The organism is Methylomonas methanica (genome assembly GCF_001644035.1).
GTDB classification, from domain to species: Bacteria; Pseudomonadota; Gammaproteobacteria; order Methylococcales; family Methylomonadaceae; genus Methylomonas; species Methylomonas methanica_A.
Map to the genome: position 1 here is coordinate 21,353 of NZ_LUUG01000134.1, position 15,911 is coordinate 37,263.

General features: G+C 51.2%; 19 protein-coding genes. 6 read left to right on the top strand and 13 right to left on the bottom strand.

Annotated features, from left to right (window positions below):
* Positions 1-6 precede the first annotated feature (6 nt).
* The 9 genes from folC to smpB all read right to left on the bottom strand — a co-directional run bounded on the left by folC (position 7) and on the right by smpB (position 7,913).
* A complete protein-coding gene (folC, locus tag A1332_RS23605; RefSeq protein WP_064010837.1) occupies positions 7-1,272 on the bottom strand; it encodes a bifunctional tetrahydrofolate synthase/dihydrofolate synthase in 1,266 nt (421 codons plus the stop codon).
* Between the two features lie 11 nt (positions 1,273-1,283).
* Positions 1,284-2,228 (bottom strand): acetyl-CoA carboxylase, carboxyltransferase subunit beta, encoded by a 945-nt coding sequence (accD, locus tag A1332_RS23610; RefSeq protein WP_064010838.1) that lies wholly within the window; start codon positions 2,226-2,228, stop codon positions 1,284-1,286.
* A gap of 24 nt (positions 2,229-2,252) precedes the next feature.
* On the bottom strand, positions 2,253-3,056 hold the full coding sequence (gene trpA / locus A1332_RS23615; RefSeq protein WP_064010839.1) for a tryptophan synthase subunit alpha: 804 nt from the start codon (positions 3,054-3,056) through the stop codon (positions 2,253-2,255).
* Entirely contained in the window at positions 3,053-4,255 is a 1,203-nt protein-coding gene (gene trpB / locus A1332_RS23620) for a tryptophan synthase subunit beta (protein WP_064010840.1), read from the bottom strand. The genes trpA and trpB overlap by 4 nt, the downstream gene beginning before the upstream one ends.
* A 5-nt stretch (positions 4,256-4,260) precedes the next feature.
* Entirely contained in the window at positions 4,261-4,881 is a 621-nt protein-coding gene (locus A1332_RS23625; RefSeq protein WP_064010841.1) for a phosphoribosylanthranilate isomerase, read from the bottom strand.
* A gap of 119 nt (positions 4,882-5,000) precedes the next feature.
* On the bottom strand, positions 5,001-5,762 hold the full coding sequence (locus A1332_RS23630) for a DUF2231 domain-containing protein (protein WP_064010842.1): 762 nt from the start codon (positions 5,760-5,762) through the stop codon (positions 5,001-5,003).
* 52 nt (positions 5,763-5,814) lie between these two features.
* On the bottom strand, positions 5,815-6,795 hold the full coding sequence (locus tag A1332_RS23635; protein ID WP_231890404.1) for an FAD:protein FMN transferase: 981 nt from the start codon (positions 6,793-6,795) through the stop codon (positions 5,815-5,817).
* Between the two features lie 60 nt (positions 6,796-6,855).
* Positions 6,856-7,422 (bottom strand): hydrolase, encoded by a 567-nt coding sequence (locus A1332_RS23640; protein WP_064010844.1) that lies wholly within the window; start codon positions 7,420-7,422, stop codon positions 6,856-6,858.
* 5 nt (positions 7,423-7,427) lie between these two features.
* A complete protein-coding gene (smpB, locus tag A1332_RS23645) occupies positions 7,428-7,913 on the bottom strand; it encodes an SsrA-binding protein SmpB (RefSeq protein ID WP_020481594.1) in 486 nt (161 codons plus the stop codon).
* Between the two features lie 100 nt (positions 7,914-8,013).
* Between smpB and A1332_RS23650 the strand changes: the two genes are divergently transcribed.
* From A1332_RS23650 to A1332_RS23680, 6 genes are all read left to right on the top strand, one after another.
* Positions 8,014-9,372, top strand: a complete 1,359-nt coding sequence (locus A1332_RS23650; RefSeq protein ID WP_064010845.1) for a sodium-dependent transporter — start codon at positions 8,014-8,016, stop codon at positions 9,370-9,372.
* A complete protein-coding gene (locus tag A1332_RS23655) occupies positions 9,372-9,809 on the top strand; it encodes a type II toxin-antitoxin system RatA family toxin (protein ID WP_082879858.1) in 438 nt (145 codons plus the stop codon). Before A1332_RS23650 ends, A1332_RS23655 begins: the two co-directional genes overlap by 1 nt.
* On the top strand, positions 9,799-10,080 hold the full coding sequence (locus A1332_RS23660; protein WP_064010846.1) for an RnfH family protein: 282 nt from the start codon (positions 9,799-9,801) through the stop codon (positions 10,078-10,080). Before A1332_RS23655 ends, A1332_RS23660 begins: the two co-directional genes overlap by 11 nt.
* Positions 10,081-10,956: 876 nt before the next feature.
* The gene (locus tag A1332_RS23670; protein WP_064010848.1) at positions 10,957-11,205 is read left to right on the top strand and encodes a coiled-coil domain-containing protein; all 249 of its coding nucleotides are present in this window, start codon (positions 10,957-10,959) and stop codon (positions 11,203-11,205) included.
* Positions 11,206-11,329: 124 nt separating this feature from the next.
* The gene (locus A1332_RS23675) at positions 11,330-11,932 is read left to right on the top strand and encodes a GNAT family N-acetyltransferase (protein WP_064010849.1); all 603 of its coding nucleotides are present in this window, start codon (positions 11,330-11,332) and stop codon (positions 11,930-11,932) included.
* Entirely contained in the window at positions 11,925-12,785 is an 861-nt protein-coding gene (locus tag A1332_RS23680; protein ID WP_064010850.1) for a carbon-nitrogen hydrolase family protein, read from the top strand. The genes A1332_RS23675 and A1332_RS23680 overlap by 8 nt, the downstream gene beginning before the upstream one ends.
* Before the next feature lie 35 nt (positions 12,786-12,820).
* Here the strand turns inward: A1332_RS23680 and A1332_RS23685 are convergent, their stop codons facing one another.
* The 4 genes from A1332_RS23685 to A1332_RS23700 all read right to left on the bottom strand — a co-directional run.
* The gene (locus A1332_RS23685) at positions 12,821-13,681 is read right to left on the bottom strand and encodes an SIR2 family NAD-dependent protein deacylase (protein WP_064010851.1); all 861 of its coding nucleotides are present in this window, start codon (positions 13,679-13,681) and stop codon (positions 12,821-12,823) included.
* Positions 13,682-13,947: 266 nt separating this feature from the next.
* Complete coding sequence (locus tag A1332_RS23690; protein WP_064010852.1) at positions 13,948-14,580, bottom strand: DnaA ATPase domain-containing protein; 633 nt, start codon at positions 14,578-14,580, stop codon at positions 13,948-13,950.
* 20 nt (positions 14,581-14,600) lie between these two features.
* A complete protein-coding gene (locus A1332_RS23695) occupies positions 14,601-15,593 on the bottom strand; it encodes a helix-turn-helix transcriptional regulator (protein WP_064010853.1) in 993 nt (330 codons plus the stop codon).
* A 9-nt stretch (positions 15,594-15,602) separates the two neighbouring features.
* Positions 15,603-15,911: hypothetical protein (locus A1332_RS23700; RefSeq protein WP_231890405.1), on the bottom strand; the 309-nt coding region annotated here is incomplete at its 5' end.

Below are 15,911 nucleotides of genomic sequence, written 5' to 3' on the forward strand. Positions count from 1 at the left end.
TCACCTCTAAGAAAATTTCGATAAATATTCGGATACTAGAAAAAAAGAACCAAAAATCAAAAGCAATTCGTCTTGCCGGGCAGTTTGCCGAGCGGCTTGAAATGCCTCGGTAAAATCGGCAAAACCGCTACGGACATTGTCCAGGCCTTGTTGCTGAAAGATGGTTTCTAACATATCCGCACTAGCAGCGCGAGGATTAACCAGCGGCGCTAAATACCACGTTGTCACTTTGTCGCGCATCATATTCAATACGCCGGCAATATCTTTATCCCGCATCATCGCAAAAACTGCGTGTATTCTGACTTCGGGGAAGTATTCGTGCAAATAGTCGATTAATGTTTGCACAGCTTGCGGGTTATGACCCACGTCAAGCAAAATTCGCGGCGAGCCGGCAACCAACTGAAAACGCCCGGATAACTGGGCGCTTTGCAAGCCTTGCCGAATCGCATCGTCACTGACCGCTAATAAAGACTGTAGAGCTTTTATAGCCATTATCGCCGCCGAAGCGTTTCGATATTGGTGCTCGCCCTTGAACGCCGGCGGCGGCAAGCGACTGATTTGCGTATCCGCAGACCGCCATTCCCAGTCGTCCAACCGTTTTTGATACGTGAATGCGCTACCCATTTGCAACGCGATGGCCCCCACCTGCTCGGCCACCTCGACTACCGAGCGCGGCCCTTGCTGATCACCGATTATCGCCGCCACGCCCGGCCTAAAGATGCCGGCTTTTTCCCGGCCGATGGCTTCTTCGGTATGACCCAGCCAATCCACATGATCGAGTGCTATCGTCGTCACAATCGCCGCATCGGGATCAACAATATTCACCGCATCGAGTCTGCCGCCCAAACCGACTTCCAGCAACTGAATATCCAGATCCGCGTCGGCAAAGATACTCAACGCGGCGAGTGTACCAAATTCGAAATAGCTCAAACTGGTTTCGCCGCGCGCTGCATCTATACGGGCAAAAGCTTCGCAAATCAACGCATCGTCGACCGATTCACCATCAATACGAATACGTTCGTTATAACGCAAAATATGCGGCGATGTGTAAGCTCCAACTCTATAGCCCGCAGCGCGATATATCGCTTCCAGAAATGCTACGCACGAACCTTTGCCGTTGGTGCCGGCAACTGTGATGGTCAGCGGCTTTTTTTGCTCGGGATTAAGCTGCCGATATACGCCGGCAACCCGTCCCAATCCTAAATCAATAGGCCGAGGATGTAGTTTCTCCTGCCAGTCCAACCAGGCTTGCAGCGAATCAAAACGTGTCATTTCGACCGTGCTTATTCCTGATGCTGCGGATTATCGCTTTCACCCTGATTGATTAAAGACTGACTGTTAGAAATGACTTCCACCACGTCGGCATTGCTGCTGCGCCCGGCACACATAATAGCCAGAATGCTGGCAATTTTATCGCGCATCTCACGGCGATCAACGATCATATCTATTGCCCCGTGTTCCTGCAGAAATTCGCTGCGCTGAAAACCTTCCGGCAACTTTTCCCGCACGGTTTGCTCAATCACCCGCGGACCGGCAAAGCCGATTAAGGCATCGGGTTCCGCCACGTTAATATCGCCCAACATCGCCAGACTAGCGGAAACACCGCCCATGGTCGGGTCAGTCATGAAGGAAATATACGGAATTCCGGCTTCGGCCAGTTTGGTTAAGGCCGCGCTGGTTTTAGTCATTTGAAACAGCGAGAACAAAGACTCCTGCATTCTGGCGCCACCGCTGGCAGTAAAGACGATGAAGGGCACACCAAGGCGCAAGCTTTCGTTTACGCCACGCACAAAACGCTCGCCAACCACCGAGCCCATCGAGCCGCCCATGAAACCAAAATCAAACGCCGCAGCGACGATACCGGCACCTTTCAGCGTACCTTTCATCACCACCAATGCATCGTTCTCGTTGCTTTGTTTTTGCGCCTGACTGATCCGGTCTTTATAACGTTTGCTGTCCTTGAATTTCAAAGGATCGCTGGGTTTTAATCCGGCGCCGATTTCTTGACGGCCATCCTCATCCAAAAACATATTCAGGCGTTTGCGCGCCGAAATGCGCAAATGGTGATCGCATTTCGGACAAACGCTTAAGTTTTTCTCTAACTCGGCATTAAACAAAATCGCATCGCAGCGCGGACATTTATTCCACAAGCCTTCCGGCACGGTGGTTTTTTTCTGCGAGGATTCGGTTCTAATGGCAGAGGGAACCAGTTTTTCAAACCAACTCATTCGGTATATTCTCCGCTGGAAAGCTTAAACATCCATGGCTGCGCGCATGGATTTCAATAGGGTGATGATCTCATGCTTGGCTTGCTGAGGATCATCGAGATTTGCTTCTATTTTACTGATCAGCGCGCTACCCACCACGACACCGTCGGCAATAGCGGCGATAGTTTTCGCGGTGTCGGCGTCTTTCACGCCAAAACCAACACCAACTGGCAAAGCGGTATTTTCGCGAATCAATTGCAATTTTTGTTCAACATCGGCGGTATCCAAATGCCCGGCACCGGTGACGCCTTTCAAAGACACGTAATACAGGTAGCCGCTGCCCACCGCATCCATCTTCTGAATCCGTTCGGCAGTGGTGTTAGGCGCCAGTAAAAAAATTTGATCGATCCCGCGCTCGCGCAGCATGCGCACACAAGCCTCCGATTCTTCCGGCGGCAAATCCACGGTCAACACACCATCCACATCGGCGCGTTGCGCGGCATTGGCGAAGTCTTCGTAACCCATGATTTCTATGGGATTTAAATAACCCATCAACACCAACGGGGTGTCCTGATCGGTTTTCCGAAACTCCATGGCCATGCTCAATACTTTTCGCAAGCCGACATGGTGTGATAAAGCCCGCTCGCTGGCGCGTTGGATCACCGGGCCATCGGCCATCGGATCGGAAAAAGGCACGCCCAACTCGATGACGTCGGCACCAGCCGCCACCATTTCGTGCAACAAGGGTACGGTAAACTCCGGATACGGATCGCCGGCGGTAATAAACGGAATCAAGGCTTTACGGCCTGAGGCTTTTAATTCGGCAAATTTGTTGGCTAAGCGGCTCATAAACTGATGCCCTCGCGTTGCATTATGGTCTGCATGTCTTTATCGCCGCGTCCGGACAGATTAATAACAATGATTTGATCCTGGCGCATGGTGGGCGCCAGTTTCATCGCGTAAGCCATCGCATGACTGGATTCCAGTGCCGGGATAATACCTTCCATGCGGGTTAAGGCATGAAAACCCGCCATCGCTTCGTCGTCGGTAATGTTCACATACTGAGCGCGACCGGTATCTTTCAGCCAGGCATGCTCAGGGCCAACGCCGGGATAATCCAGGCCGGCGGAGATGGAGTGAGTTTCGATGATTTCACCATCGTCGTCAGCCATTAAATACGTGCGATTGCCGTGCAATACGCCAGGACGACCGGCGCATAGCGGTGCGGAATGGCGGCCGGTTTCTACGCCGTCACCGGCCGCTTCGACGCCGATCATTTTCACAGACTTGTCGTCGATAAACGGATAAAACAAGCCGATGGCGTTGGAACCGCCACCCACGCAGGCCAGCAGCACGTCGGGCAAGCGGCCGGTTTGATCTAGGCATTGTTGACGGGCTTCACGGCCAATCACTGCCTGAAAATCCCGAACCATGGCCGGGTAAGGATGCGGACCGGCCACGGTGCCGATAATATAAAAAGTATTATCGATATTGGTCACCCAATCGCGCAGAGCTTCGTTCAATGCGTCTTTCAGGGTTTTAGACCCTGATTGCACAGGCACCACGGTGGCGCCCAACAACTTCATCCGATAGACATTCAAGGATTGGCGGGCCACGTCCACAGCGCCCATGTACACCACACACTCCAAACCCAAGCGCGCGGCGACGGTTGCGGTGGCTACACCGTGCTGACCGGCGCCGGTTTCGGCGATGATGCGGGTCTTGCCCATGCGTTTGGCCAGCAGGGCTTGACCGACAGTATTATTAACTTTGTGCGCGCCAGTATGATTGAGATCTTCGCGCTTCAGATAAATCTGCGCACCGCCCAAATCCCGGCTCCAGCGCTCCGCGTGATATAGCGGCGATGGCCGGCCGACATAGTCTCGAAGATCGGCATCCAGTTCGGCAATAAACTCAGGATCCTGCATGTAGCGCTGGTAGGCTTCGTTCAATTCGGTAATGGCCGGCATCAGCGTTTCCGCCACAAAAATACCGCCGTAAGGCCCGAAATGGCCCCGGGCATCCGGCATATCGTATCTTTCTGTCATAGTTTTCAAGTCGCTTGATTAGTTTTTCTTATAAATGCAGCCATTTTCGCCGCATCCTTGATGCCTTTCCCGGCCTCAACACCGCTGCTCACATCCAGTGCGTACGGTTTTACAGCTTTAATCGCTTCCCCGGCATTTTCCGGCGTCAATCCGCCCGCGAGAATGATCGGCAAACTGCGGGTCGTCGGAATCAAATCCCAGTCAAAACCGCTACCGCTGCCGCCCTGCACGCCCGGATGATAAGCATCCAACAGTAATCCGGCCGCATCGTGGTATTGCTGTTGCAATCCGACGACGTCCGTATCCGCTTGCATGCGAATGGCTTTGATGTACGATTTATCGTAAATCCGGCAATCATCGGCAGGCTCATCGCCATGAAATTGCAGGCAATCCACCCTTACTTTATTCAATACTTCCCGGATCAACGCCGGCGCGGCATCGACGAACAAGGCTACCACGTTAACAAAGGCTGGCAATGCTCTACTGATGCTTGCGGCTTGTTCGATGCTTACGTTTCTTTGACTGGGCGGATAAAACACCAAACCAATCGCATCGGCACCCAAATTAGCTGCACAAAGTGCATCTTCCACTTGGGTAAAACCGCAAATTTTAACGCGGGTACGCATCTAAAGCCTCACAAAAAATGGCGGCGTAGGATAACACAGCTATCCGATATGTCATGTCCGGACCAATAAAAAAAGGCTGACCCTTGTCAGCCTTTGTCCGACGGCTCTTCAGGCGGACGTCAATGCGCATGATGATGGTCGTGACGATGACCGGCAACGCCATGCGCTGCTTCATCGTGATGACTATCTTCCGGTTTCAAATCGTCGACTTCTGCGTCTTCATGCGTTGCCGGCAAACTATCCTCAACAGCACCTTCGTGTTCATGGGCCCGCGCCGCCGCTTGATTAACCTGCTCCGCAGCGTGTACCGACACGCCATGTTTATAGACCATCAGGCCGCCCAGATCGGCAGTAAACGCCAGCAATCCGGATAAAATCGCCGCCAATAACAAGTACAGCGTGTTAGCCGGTCCGGCTATCAACCCTTTACTCAACAAGCGCCACGCTGATAGCAGCGCAGCCAGGCTCAATACCGAAATACCCAAGTGCTCATGATGCTCCATGATCTCGTGAACGTCACCACCATGCGCCACACTCCCTGCCGCGACCAAACCGGCCGCCACGGTCAACGCGGCAAATACGGTACCCAGATACAAAAACGCGCCGGCTATCTGCCGCCATTCCGGGCGGTTGGCCAAGCTGCCGATCAAGTCCAGGGTGAAGAACAAAGTCAACAACGCAATCGGAAAATGTACCAGCAAGGGATGGACATTTTGTAACGCGGCGATGCCCGGCAACAAACTATCCAGACTTTCCGACGGAGATTGCCGCACCAACACTTCCAGGAAGGACAACAAGCTCTCCACGCCGCCGGCAACTCCCCCACCGTTATCGCCGCCGCCATGTACGGCGAATGTTAAGTGATCGTTTAGACCCCACATAAAATCTCCCCCGATTCAGTTTTGCGCGGATACTACCACGATAGAACTAAGCCTAGTTAATCGTCACCAGGGTCGACATGGTCAAGGCTCTAGTTTTGCTTTCCAAAAACTCGGTGCCTTGCTGCTGAATAAACATCACCTGCAATTTCTCGGCATCGGCGAGCTTCATCCCCTCTTCCTGCCCCAGGCACAATAAAGCGGTGGACCAGGCGTCGGCGATAGTCGGGCTCTCATTAAACACGCTGACAGCCACTAAATCGTGCGTTACCGGCGTGCCGTTGCGAGCATCGAGAATGTGACTGTAACGTTTACCTTTAATGTCGAAATAATGCCGATACGTGCCGGAAGTCATCACCGACATCGGGCTGTCTTTCGGCAACGTGACTACCTTATGCATTTTTTGCTCGCCGGGCAGCGGTTTTTCCACCGCAATCCGCCAAGCCTTGCCGTCCGGCTTGCTACCCAGCGCTTTCAACTCGCCGCCAATTTCCACCAGATAGTTTTGGATACCCATAGCCTGTAGCGTATTACTGATTTTCTCTACACTGTAACCCTGAGCTATCGACGACACATCGACACGCAAATTCGGCAGTTTTTTCGACATATGGCTGTCGTCCACCAGTTGCAACTTGTCCATCCCGACATTCGCCAAAGCCACCTGAAGAGTTGCATCGTCGGGAATAGTCAAGTCGTCACCCATAAAGCCCCACAGCTCGAACAAGGGCCTTATGGTCAAATCGTAACACCCTTGACTCAGGGCACTAACGTTCTGAGCAATTTTAACCAAAGCCACGATTTCCTCGCCGACTTGCTGACCATCCGTCGAGGTGTTGGCATTGAACTGTTCGATTATCGAGTCGGGTCGGTAGTTGGACAAAGCTTTATCCAAATCCGCGAAAACCTTTTCAACTTCAGCGGTGATCTGCGCCTCATCCAGCGCTTGCGGAGCCCAATAGCTAATATGGTACGTAGTACCTTGTGCGAAACCACTAAAAGTCTTTACTGGCGGCAGCGGCTCGGTACATCCTTGCATCAGCAGTAATCCAAGTATTACCGCGTTCCATCCCTTCCGTAGCATTAAACCCCCGTGACATTAACGCAAAAGCGCTGAAATAGTTTTGAAATGGCTATGCCGAGCATCCCGCAACCATTCGAACAACACCGATTCGTGACAGCTCAACGTGACACCTTGCTGCTGCATGCGCTGCAAGGCATAGTTTTTATGATTCACCTGGCGCGAACACACCGCGTCGGTCAACACATGAACTTGATAATTTTCACTTAGCAGCTCAAGGGCGGTTTGCAGCACGCACACATGCGCTTCCTGGCCTATTACCACGACTTGCTTCCGTCCCGTATCAGCCAGGGCTTGCTTAAAGCCGTCCGCGGCGCAACACGAAAAACCGGTTTTACTGAAAATCCGAGCATTGCCGGGCAAACACTCGCTAATCTCTAGCTGAGTAGGTCCAAGCCCTTGCGGATACTGTTCGGTCAATAGCACCGGCACATTCAAAAGATCGGCGGCTTGCAACAGGCGTTGGCCATGCGTGAGCATCTGCTGCAAGTCTGTAGCCGGCATCGCCGAGGACAAACGGCCTTGGATGTCCACCACCAGCAAAACGCTGTTGTCTGCTTCCTGCAAGTTGGGATGCGTCGCCATCGAGATTAGCCGTGCTTCATGATGCGCGCTCGGTCGCGCTGCCAGTCCTTGTCTTTGGAAGCGGCGCGTTTATCGTGCAATTTTTTACCTTTCGCCAGACCGATTTTCAACTTGGCGCGGCCCTTGATCCAGTACATCGACAAGGGAATCAAGGTATAGCCCTTCCGCTCAACGGAACCGATCAATTTGTTCAATTCACGCCTGTGTAACAATAATTTTTTCTTGCGCACCGCATCGGGATTGACGTGCGTAGACGCCGATAGCAAAGCGGACACATGCGCCCCGCTCAACCACGCTTCGCCGCGTCTGATCTCTACATAGCTCTCTTTCAGCTGGATCCGGCCGTCACGCAAGCTTTTCACTTCCCAGCCCTCCAATACCAAACCGGCTTCGAAAGTCTCGTCTATGGTGTACTCGTGGGAAGCCTGACGATTAACCGCAATCGTGTTATCGGTGGCTTTGTTGTCCTTCTTGGATTTTTTGGCTGCCATTCTGTAGCGAAGATTTTTTAAACTGACTGAAAACGTGAATTTTGATATTTTACTCACACACCCGTTAAATAACGATATAAAAACACAAGGGCTCCCCAACATGACAGATAAAACCCCATCCATCCACGGCGAATGGTCCTCCCGCTTCGCCTTTATTCTGGCCGCCACCGGTTCGGCGGTCGGTTTGGGTAATATCTGGAAGTTTCCTTACATCACCGGCCAAAACGGCGGCGGCGCCTTTGTGATGGTTTATTTGCTCTGTGTAGCAGCCATCGGCATCCCGATCATGATCGCGGAAATTATGCTGGGCCGGCGCGGTCGGCAAAGCCCGATCAACACCATGCAAACCCTGGCGGCGGAAGCCAAAGTAGACCCGCGCTGGGGCTATTTGGGCTGGATGGGCATGATCGCCGGCTTTTTAATCCTGGCTTACTATAGCGTGATTGCCGGTTGGTCGATGGCTTATATCTTTAAAGCCTTTTTCGGCGGTTTCTTCGGTACCGACGGCGCAGAAGTGAAGGAAATTTTCGACAATTTGATGGCCAGCCCGATCCAGCAAATTTTCTGGCATACCGTGTTCATGGTCATTACTATGCAAGTGGTCATGCGCGGCATCAAAGGCGGCCTGGAAAAAGCCGTACGCTTTTTGATGCCGGCCTTGTTTGTGATCCTGATTATTTTGGTGGCTTATGCGATGGCATCCGGTTCTTACGCGCAAGGCATCCAGTTTTTATTCAGCCCGGATTTCAGCAAAATCAACGCCGATGCGGTGCTCACCGCGATGGGTCACGCCTTCTTTACTTTAAGCCTCGGCATGGGCGCCATCATGGTCTACGGTTCTTACCTGCCCGGCCATGTCTCCATCGCCAAAACCACGTTTTTCATTGCCGGCGCCGATACTGCCGTGGCCTTATTGGCCGGCATAGCCATCTTCCCCTTGGTATTTGCTAATAACCTAGAAGTGGCTGTCGGCCCCGGCCTAATTTTTCAAACCCTGCCATTAGCGTTTGGGCACATGAGCGGCGGCTGGTTATTCGGCGTTTTGTTTTTTGTGCTGCTGTTTTTCGCCGCCCTCACCTCTTCGATTTCCTTGATCGAACCGGCCGTAGCCTGGTTGGTGGAAAACAAAAATATCGATAGGCAAAAAGCCTGCGTTTGGTCAGGTACCGCTTGCTGGGGCTTGGGCGTCGCTGTCGTCTTTTCCTTCAACGTCTGGTCCGGTTTCAAAATCTTCGATAAAAACCTGTTCGAACTGCTGGATTACCTTACCGCCAATCTGATGCTGCCTTTGGGCGGTTTGTGCATCGCCGTGTTTGCCGGCTGGATGATGAAACAAGTCCATGCCGAGCAGGAACTGGAACTGCCGGCGCAAGGCTTTCAAGCTTGGCAATTTCTGATCAAATACGTGGCGCCGGCAGCGGTATTTCTTGTATTCCTGCATGTACTTGGGGTGCTGTAATGATCACGGTTGTGCAAAAAAGCGCCTTGGTCAAATTCTCCGCCAAACAAATGTTTGACCTGGTGGACGATATCGAGTCGTATCCCAAGTTTTTACCCTGGTGCTCCGGCAGTAAAATTTTGAAACGCGAAGGCAACATCGTCGAGGGCCAAATCGACATCGCCAAGGCCGGCTTTCATAAATCCTTCACCACCCGCAATAAAGTCGATCAGGGCGGCAAAATCCAGATCAGCTTGCTGGACGGGCCGTTTTCCTCGCTGGAGGGCTTTTGGAGCTTCATGCCGCTGCGCGAGGACGCCAGTAAAATCTCGCTGGACCTGGAATTCGAAATCTCCGGCATGCTGGCTAATCTGGCCTTCGGCCCGGTGTTTAACCAGATTTGCAACACCATGGTCAGCTCGTTTACGCAACGCGCCAAAGCCTTGTATGGTGGATGAGTTGATCGCGGTGGAAGTGGCTTACGCCACGCCGGAGCGGCAAGTGCTTATCCCTGTTAGTTTGGCTGCGAATTCCACCGTCGAACAAGCCATAGAAGTTTCCGGGATATTGCAGGAGTTTCCGGAAATACATTTGAGTCAGCAGAAGGTGGGGATTTTTGGGGTGGTTTGCAATTTGGACAAAATTGTTAGCTCTGAGGACCGTATTGAGATTTATCGACCTTTACGGCAGAATCCAATGGAGGCGCGGCGGGGGCGTTTGCAGAAATAGTCTAGGTAAACTTTTGACAGCTAACCAGTTTAATTTAGGCAGTGCCAAATGAAGACACACAGTTGAAATGAAAAGATATTTCTATTTTTTAAAATATTTAGACATCGTTTTGACGCAATGTTTTGCGTCATTTAGGATGGCTAATTGTAGTTAGAGCCCACGAAAATGATGCGCGTGTTCACGGTCGTTGCTACAACACTCTGCGTAGGTTGCGTTCCGTTCCCGCATACTGTGGTTCGGCTACCGGCCATGTCTGGGCACGTTGTTACGACAGGTACACCGGTAGTCGGCGCACAGATTTTCGCAGCGTATGGCCCAATGAGTGACCCCTGCCTTACCACAAATCAGCTCGCAATCACAGATGTTTCAGGTGCATTCATAATTGAAAAAGAGCGACAGCTCAGATTCTTGTATGCTCCGTTAGTTGCGCCGATCTCCATCGCCGGTATATCACTATGTATTTCCTCTGGCGCCCCCCCTGTATTTGCAGATCAAGTAATGTGGCAGCCATACGATGCAAAAAACATTATCCTGGAATGTGATTTGGCATCCCCGCACACCTTCATTGACATAAATGGCCGGTCGCGTACTCGCTTGTGCCAAGCCACCGAGGATGTGCATTAATGGACTCTAACCAAACGCTCAACCGGAGCGCGGCTATAATGCGATTTTATTTTTTCAGCTTTCCGGGCCGCGCCCGATTAGCTCTTCGTTAGGCGTCAGAACATGAACTTGCTTCAGAGCCGATTAGCAGCGCGTAATCGGACGAATGGAGTACACGGACATAACAATCACACTCCATGGATTACGCTCACGCGTTTTGATGCGCTATCAATCGCTGTTAAACTAGCACCAATATCACTGGAGACTGTTCCTATGGCCACCGTTACCTTCGACACGCATAAATTTGTTCGTAAACTTAAAGAAGCCGGGTTTGACGAGAAACAGGCAGAAGCTGTTTCCGAAGCTTTCCGCGATGCTCAAGCCGAAAACGAGCCTCTGACCAAAAAAGACTTACAGATTGAGCTTGCACCCGTCCGTTCGGATTTAGTGATTTTGAAATGGATGCTAGGCTTAGTATTCGCTACGGAAGTTATGCCTTTGCTCGCAAAACTCCTGGCCTAAATTCTCTGACCTGCTTAACATCACTGCCCGCTCAGGGCGTTCCTCTAGTGACCGCAATCCAACATTACTTCTAGCCAGCCTTACCCACGGTCGGCTTTTGTTTTTAATTCAACCGCAAATCAGCATGAGCAAAGACATCCGCATCCAGCGCCTCAGCGGCGAAGCCTTGATTCAATATATCCCAGAATTGGCGCGCCTGCGCATCGAAGTGTTCCGCGACTTTCCGTACTTGTACGACGGCGATTACGAGTACGAGAAGAAATACCTGCAAACCTATATCAACTGCCCGGAAAGCGTTATTGTATTGGCGTTCGATGGGGAGGCGATCATCGGCGCATCCACGGCGATTCCATTGAAATACGAAACCGACGAAGTGAAAAAGCCATTTGTCGAGCACTGTTACGATCCAGACCAAGTGTTTTATTGCGGGGAATCGGTGCTAAACAAGGCTTATCGCGGCTTGGGCATTGGTGTGCGTTTCTTTGAACAGCGCGAAGCGCATGCCGAAGAGTTGGGCGGCTTCAAACATATCACCTTTTGTTGCGTCGAACGCCCTGTTGACCATCCGCGCCGGCCCGCCGATTATGTGCCGCTGGATGCGTTCTGGAACAAGCGCGGCTACGTCAAACATCCCGAGCTGAAAACCACTTATACCTGGAAAGATCTCGACGACACCAGCGAGACCGCTAAACCCATGACTTTTTGGTTGAGAGAAGACCGTGCCTAAAATCGCCAGCGCCCAATACGACATCAGCTTCCTGGAAACCTGGGAAAATTTCGCAACCAAGGCCCGCCGCTGGGTCAAGGAAGCCGCCGAGAACAAAGCCGAGATTCTGCTGTTCCCGGAATATGCCTGCATGGAATTGGCATCCTTGTTTCCGAAGGAGGTTTATTCTTCGTTGAACGGCCAACTGGATGCCTTGCAAACCTTGCTGCCGGGCTATCTGGACCTATTCAAAACGCTAGCAACCGAATACCGGGTCTACATTCAGGCCGGGACTTACCCGGTCAAACACGACAGTGGCGAATTTCGCAATCACGCCTATTTCTTTACCCCGCAAGGCGACGTGGATTATCAAGAAAAGCTGACCATGACGCGCTTTGAGAACGAGCAATGGCATATTTCCCGCGGCTTGGACATCAAGTTATTCGATACCGTGTTCGGCAAGGTGGCAATCAACATTTGCTACGACAGTGAATTTCCACATTACGCCCGCCAACAGGCCGAACGCGGCGCAAGCTTGATTCTAGTGCCGAGTTGCACCGACACCGAAGCAGGCTATTATCGAGTGCGCATCGGTTGCCAAGCCCGCGCCTTGGAAAACCAATGCTACGTCGTTCAGGCGTCATTGGTGGGCAATGCCGATTGGTCGGAAGCGGTGGACGTCAACTGCGGCGCGGCGGCGATTTACACGCCGGTGGATAGGGGTTTTCCCAACAACGGTATTCTGACGATCGGCGAATATAATCAGGTGCAATGGGTTTACGCCGAACTGGATCTGGCTGCGGTTGATACCGTGCGTCAAGAAGGCCAAGTATTCAATTATCGGGACTGGCCAAAGCAGTTTGATTGCCATTGATCGCTTCTTGGCAGAGGACAAGTCAAACCCTTGGCTTACCCGTCATACAATTCTCTGTCTTGCGGTCCGTGCCCAGCGGAGAGAATCCGCTCGATAGCAGTCAGCGCCGCCAACGCCGACATCGCAAGCGAAATACTGCCTTTGGGGGCGTTCGATTCGCTCGGGTTGATACGAAGCAACGTACCGGGAAAACTTTCTCCGACCCAGCGAATTGGGCCTATCTCCGAGCCGACACCCAATTCAATGACCACGACTTGTTGATGCATGGCCCGTAAACTCCAATCCAGGTATCGATTTTGTTGTTGCCGGGCACGATGCTCTAACCAAAAGGCATCGTCAAACATCAAAATATTGGGACGGGCAAATCCGCCGCAATCGGGGCAAAAAGGCAAGGAGCCCTGGGCTATCATACTGTGGCTGTCCACCGTTAGCCGAAGTGTTTTAATAGGCCAAATCCTTTGGTTACAAGGCATGCAACATTGCAAGTAATGGATCGAACCGTGACATTCGTAAATGCTATCTTCGGCAAACCCCGCCTTTTGAAAATGTCCGTCCACATTGCTGGTATACACAAAACCCGGATTGGGCTTGCTGTCTAACCAGCTTTTCAACAGTGTAAAACCGGCATGCGGCGGCGTATTTCCATATGAATGGTAGCGAGAGCCGTAAAAGCCCCAGGCGCGTCTCGGTTCGTTAAAAAACCATTGCGGATTCGCTAGATCCTGGAACGTCAAGCCTTCGGCGGCATAGCTTGGATGTGTGCGCCAGAAGCCTTGCTTGCCGCGGAAATCCGGCAAGCCGGAATCGACACCCATGCCGGCACCGGCGGTAATCAACAGAGTGTCCGCATCGGCGATGGCTTGGGCGGCACGCAAAACGGCGTTCTGTTGGTTCACGCTGCATTTCCCGCTTGCTGTGGCCTATTGCGGCGTAAGTAACGATTATCTGACATCTTATTGCTTCCGGTGATTGCTAACAGACAATCTACCGTAAGCATGCGACAACACCTGTCGTTTAATCTCGGCGTTTTCGCATTACGATCTTAGTTTAAAAACAACAAAGTTTCCGCTTGCGCAAGAGTAACTTTTTCGTCGAACAATTTGGTGTAAGCTTGCAACTTATGCAATGCACCTTCCAACTCTCTGACGTCCGAGCAAATCCGTCAGGCGAGAAGGCTCGCTATGTCCACATCCAACTCGAAATCGGCACTCATAGCCTTACCGCGCAGTATTTCAATTCGAGTGTCCTGGTCTGGCTGAGAAATTTCCACGGATAAACTATTGATAAAACGCGATTTCAGCCACTCATCCAATTCTTGGAGTTCATCAATGGATATTGCTCCAGCCAGCACTATTTGTAGCTTGTCCTGGGAAATATATTCAAGAATATTAAGAAACCCTTCCCAAACCGGCTTTTTATGGGTCAATAGTTCAATATTATCAACCAGCCATAAATCAACGCTTTCAAAATATTCGATTAATTTATCTTCCGAGTCAGAACGAATTGCATCCACCCAATTGTGCACAAATTGTTCCGCCGATTGATAAACAATGGAAACATCCTGTCGCTGTAGCGAAGCGGCCTTGGCAATCCCTTTTAGCAAATGCGTCTTACCCAACCCAATGCCGCCATAGATGAGTAATGGGTTATAACTCCGCACACCATTTTTCGAAACATCAATACACGCTGCTTTGGCGAACCGATTGGCTTGAGCCTCGACAAAGCTACCGAAGTCATAGTCGCTGGAAAGAAAATCCGAATAATTGCTTATTGGACAGATCGAGAGCTTGTTCATATCGGAAGCTTACTCGAAGCCTAAATGCCGTATATTTTGTTCAGTACTCGAACCGTTGCGGCAAAGGTTTGCCTTAGAGAACCCGGCTCCAACACCTCAATATCCTCACCGAATCCTCGCAACCACCACCGCAGTTGCAAGGTGTCTTTCACCGAAGCCTGCAACCGAAAATAACCATCCTCGAGCGGGGTAATCCGCTGGTCGGCGCTCAGTGGCGTTTCCGACAAGTGCTTACGCACCCAGGGACAAACTTTCAATGTCAGTTGAATGTCGGCGTCAGGCGCGGTTGGGTATTCGAACTCGCCGGAGGCTATGTACATATCCGGATCGTAATCTGCGGGCACGTTAACCGCCTTATCCAACAATATCGCCTGTTCGAAACGATGCAACGCCAATTGTTTTACATCCTGATAATCCCACAACGTCGCCAGCAGGTAAGCCACATTGCCCCGGAACATCAAGCCCAAGGGATTGACTTCGTACTGTTTGGCGGCTTCGTCCCGCCGCAGGTAGCCGGCTGAAAAACGCCGATTTTTCAACAGTGCTTCATACACCACCTTCAATACCTCGACGTCGATTTGCGGTGGCAGCAAGGTTTGATTGGCGGGAATCGTTCTGACTTTATCCGGCCAATGGGCCAATGGCGAATGTTTCAGCGTACCGTCGGCCAACGCGAAATAATCGGCCAAATGTGCTCTGACGGATAACGGCAACAACGGAATTAAAAACTGCTCAACTAGCTTGAATGTCAGCGCCTCATCCGCCGACATCAACGGAAATTGCATACGCGCGGATTGCTTCGGCCAGAACCAGCATAAGGGCTTGGTTTCATCCGAACTGGTGAAGGGAAACAAGCCTGATGAAGACAGTTTATTTAAATCCCGCTGCACCGTCCTGATGTCCACCTCGTATCCTAAGTCCTGTAGTTTTTTCAGCAAATCCGGGGTGGAAATGGACTCCGGTTCTTTGGGGATGAAGCGGAGCATTTGGAAGTAGCGGAGGATGGTGTCCATTTTAAAACATCAATAATAACCTGAAGCATATTTCACGAAAATTTGATCAATTTCAATAACTTTAAATCCAGTAATGTGTGCTATTTCTTCTACGGCAAGAATTGCTTTTTCACTTGAAAGTTTCAGGTTAAATTCTTTTTCCAATATTTCTTTGACTCTTTGGTCAGGCTTTACAGTATCAATTCCGAAGTTGATTCGAAGATGTTGAAAGGTTGCCACACCGACATTTTTAATAGATCCGAGAATATCATTCTTCCGCTTATCAAGTTTTGCATTTTCAGCCCAATTTTTCATTATTTCATACCTGAATCCGTGACT

What these genes read in the sequence shown, in the direction of transcription:
- A1332_RS23650 (WP_064010845.1), top strand. Translation starts at nt 8,014, where the DNA reads ATGACAGATAAAACCCCATCCATCCACGGCGAATGGTCCTCCCGCTTC.
- A1332_RS23640 (WP_064010844.1), bottom strand. Translation starts at nt 7,422, where the DNA reads ATGGCGACGCATCCCAACTTGCAGGAAGCAGACAACAGCGTTTTGCTG.
- trpA (WP_064010839.1), bottom strand. Translation starts at nt 3,056, where the DNA reads ATGAGCCGCTTAGCCAACAAATTTGCCGAATTAAAAGCCTCAGGCCGT.
- A1332_RS23630 (WP_064010842.1), bottom strand. Translation starts at nt 5,762, where the DNA reads ATGTGGGGTCTAAACGATCACTTAACATTCGCCGTACATGGCGGCGGC.
- A1332_RS23690 (WP_064010852.1), bottom strand. Translation starts at nt 14,580, where the DNA reads ATGAACAAGCTCTCGATCTGTCCAATAAGCAATTATTCGGATTTTCTT.
- A1332_RS23670 (WP_064010848.1), top strand. Translation starts at nt 10,957, where the DNA reads ATGGCCACCGTTACCTTCGACACGCATAAATTTGTTCGTAAACTTAAA.
- A1332_RS23655 (WP_082879858.1), top strand. Translation starts at nt 9,372, where the DNA reads ATGATCACGGTTGTGCAAAAAAGCGCCTTGGTCAAATTCTCCGCCAAA.
- A1332_RS23675 (WP_064010849.1), top strand. Translation starts at nt 11,330, where the DNA reads ATGAGCAAAGACATCCGCATCCAGCGCCTCAGCGGCGAAGCCTTGATT.
- A1332_RS23625 (WP_064010841.1), bottom strand. Translation starts at nt 4,881, where the DNA reads ATGCGTACCCGCGTTAAAATTTGCGGTTTTACCCAAGTGGAAGATGCA.
- accD (WP_064010838.1), bottom strand. Translation starts at nt 2,228, where the DNA reads ATGAGTTGGTTTGAAAAACTGGTTCCCTCTGCCATTAGAACCGAATCC.
- A1332_RS23635 (WP_231890404.1), bottom strand. Translation starts at nt 6,795, where the DNA reads ATGCAAGGATGTACCGAGCCGCTGCCGCCAGTAAAGACTTTTAGTGGT.
- trpB (WP_064010840.1), bottom strand. Translation starts at nt 4,255, where the DNA reads ATGACAGAAAGATACGATATGCCGGATGCCCGGGGCCATTTCGGGCCT.
- smpB (WP_020481594.1), bottom strand. Translation starts at nt 7,913, where the DNA reads ATGGCAGCCAAAAAATCCAAGAAGGACAACAAAGCCACCGATAACACG.
- A1332_RS23695 (WP_064010853.1), bottom strand. Translation starts at nt 15,593, where the DNA reads ATGGACACCATCCTCCGCTACTTCCAAATGCTCCGCTTCATCCCCAAA.
- folC (WP_064010837.1), bottom strand. Translation starts at nt 1,272, where the DNA reads ATGACACGTTTTGATTCGCTGCAAGCCTGGTTGGACTGGCAGGAGAAA.
- A1332_RS23660 (WP_064010846.1), top strand. Translation starts at nt 9,799, where the DNA reads ATGGTGGATGAGTTGATCGCGGTGGAAGTGGCTTACGCCACGCCGGAG.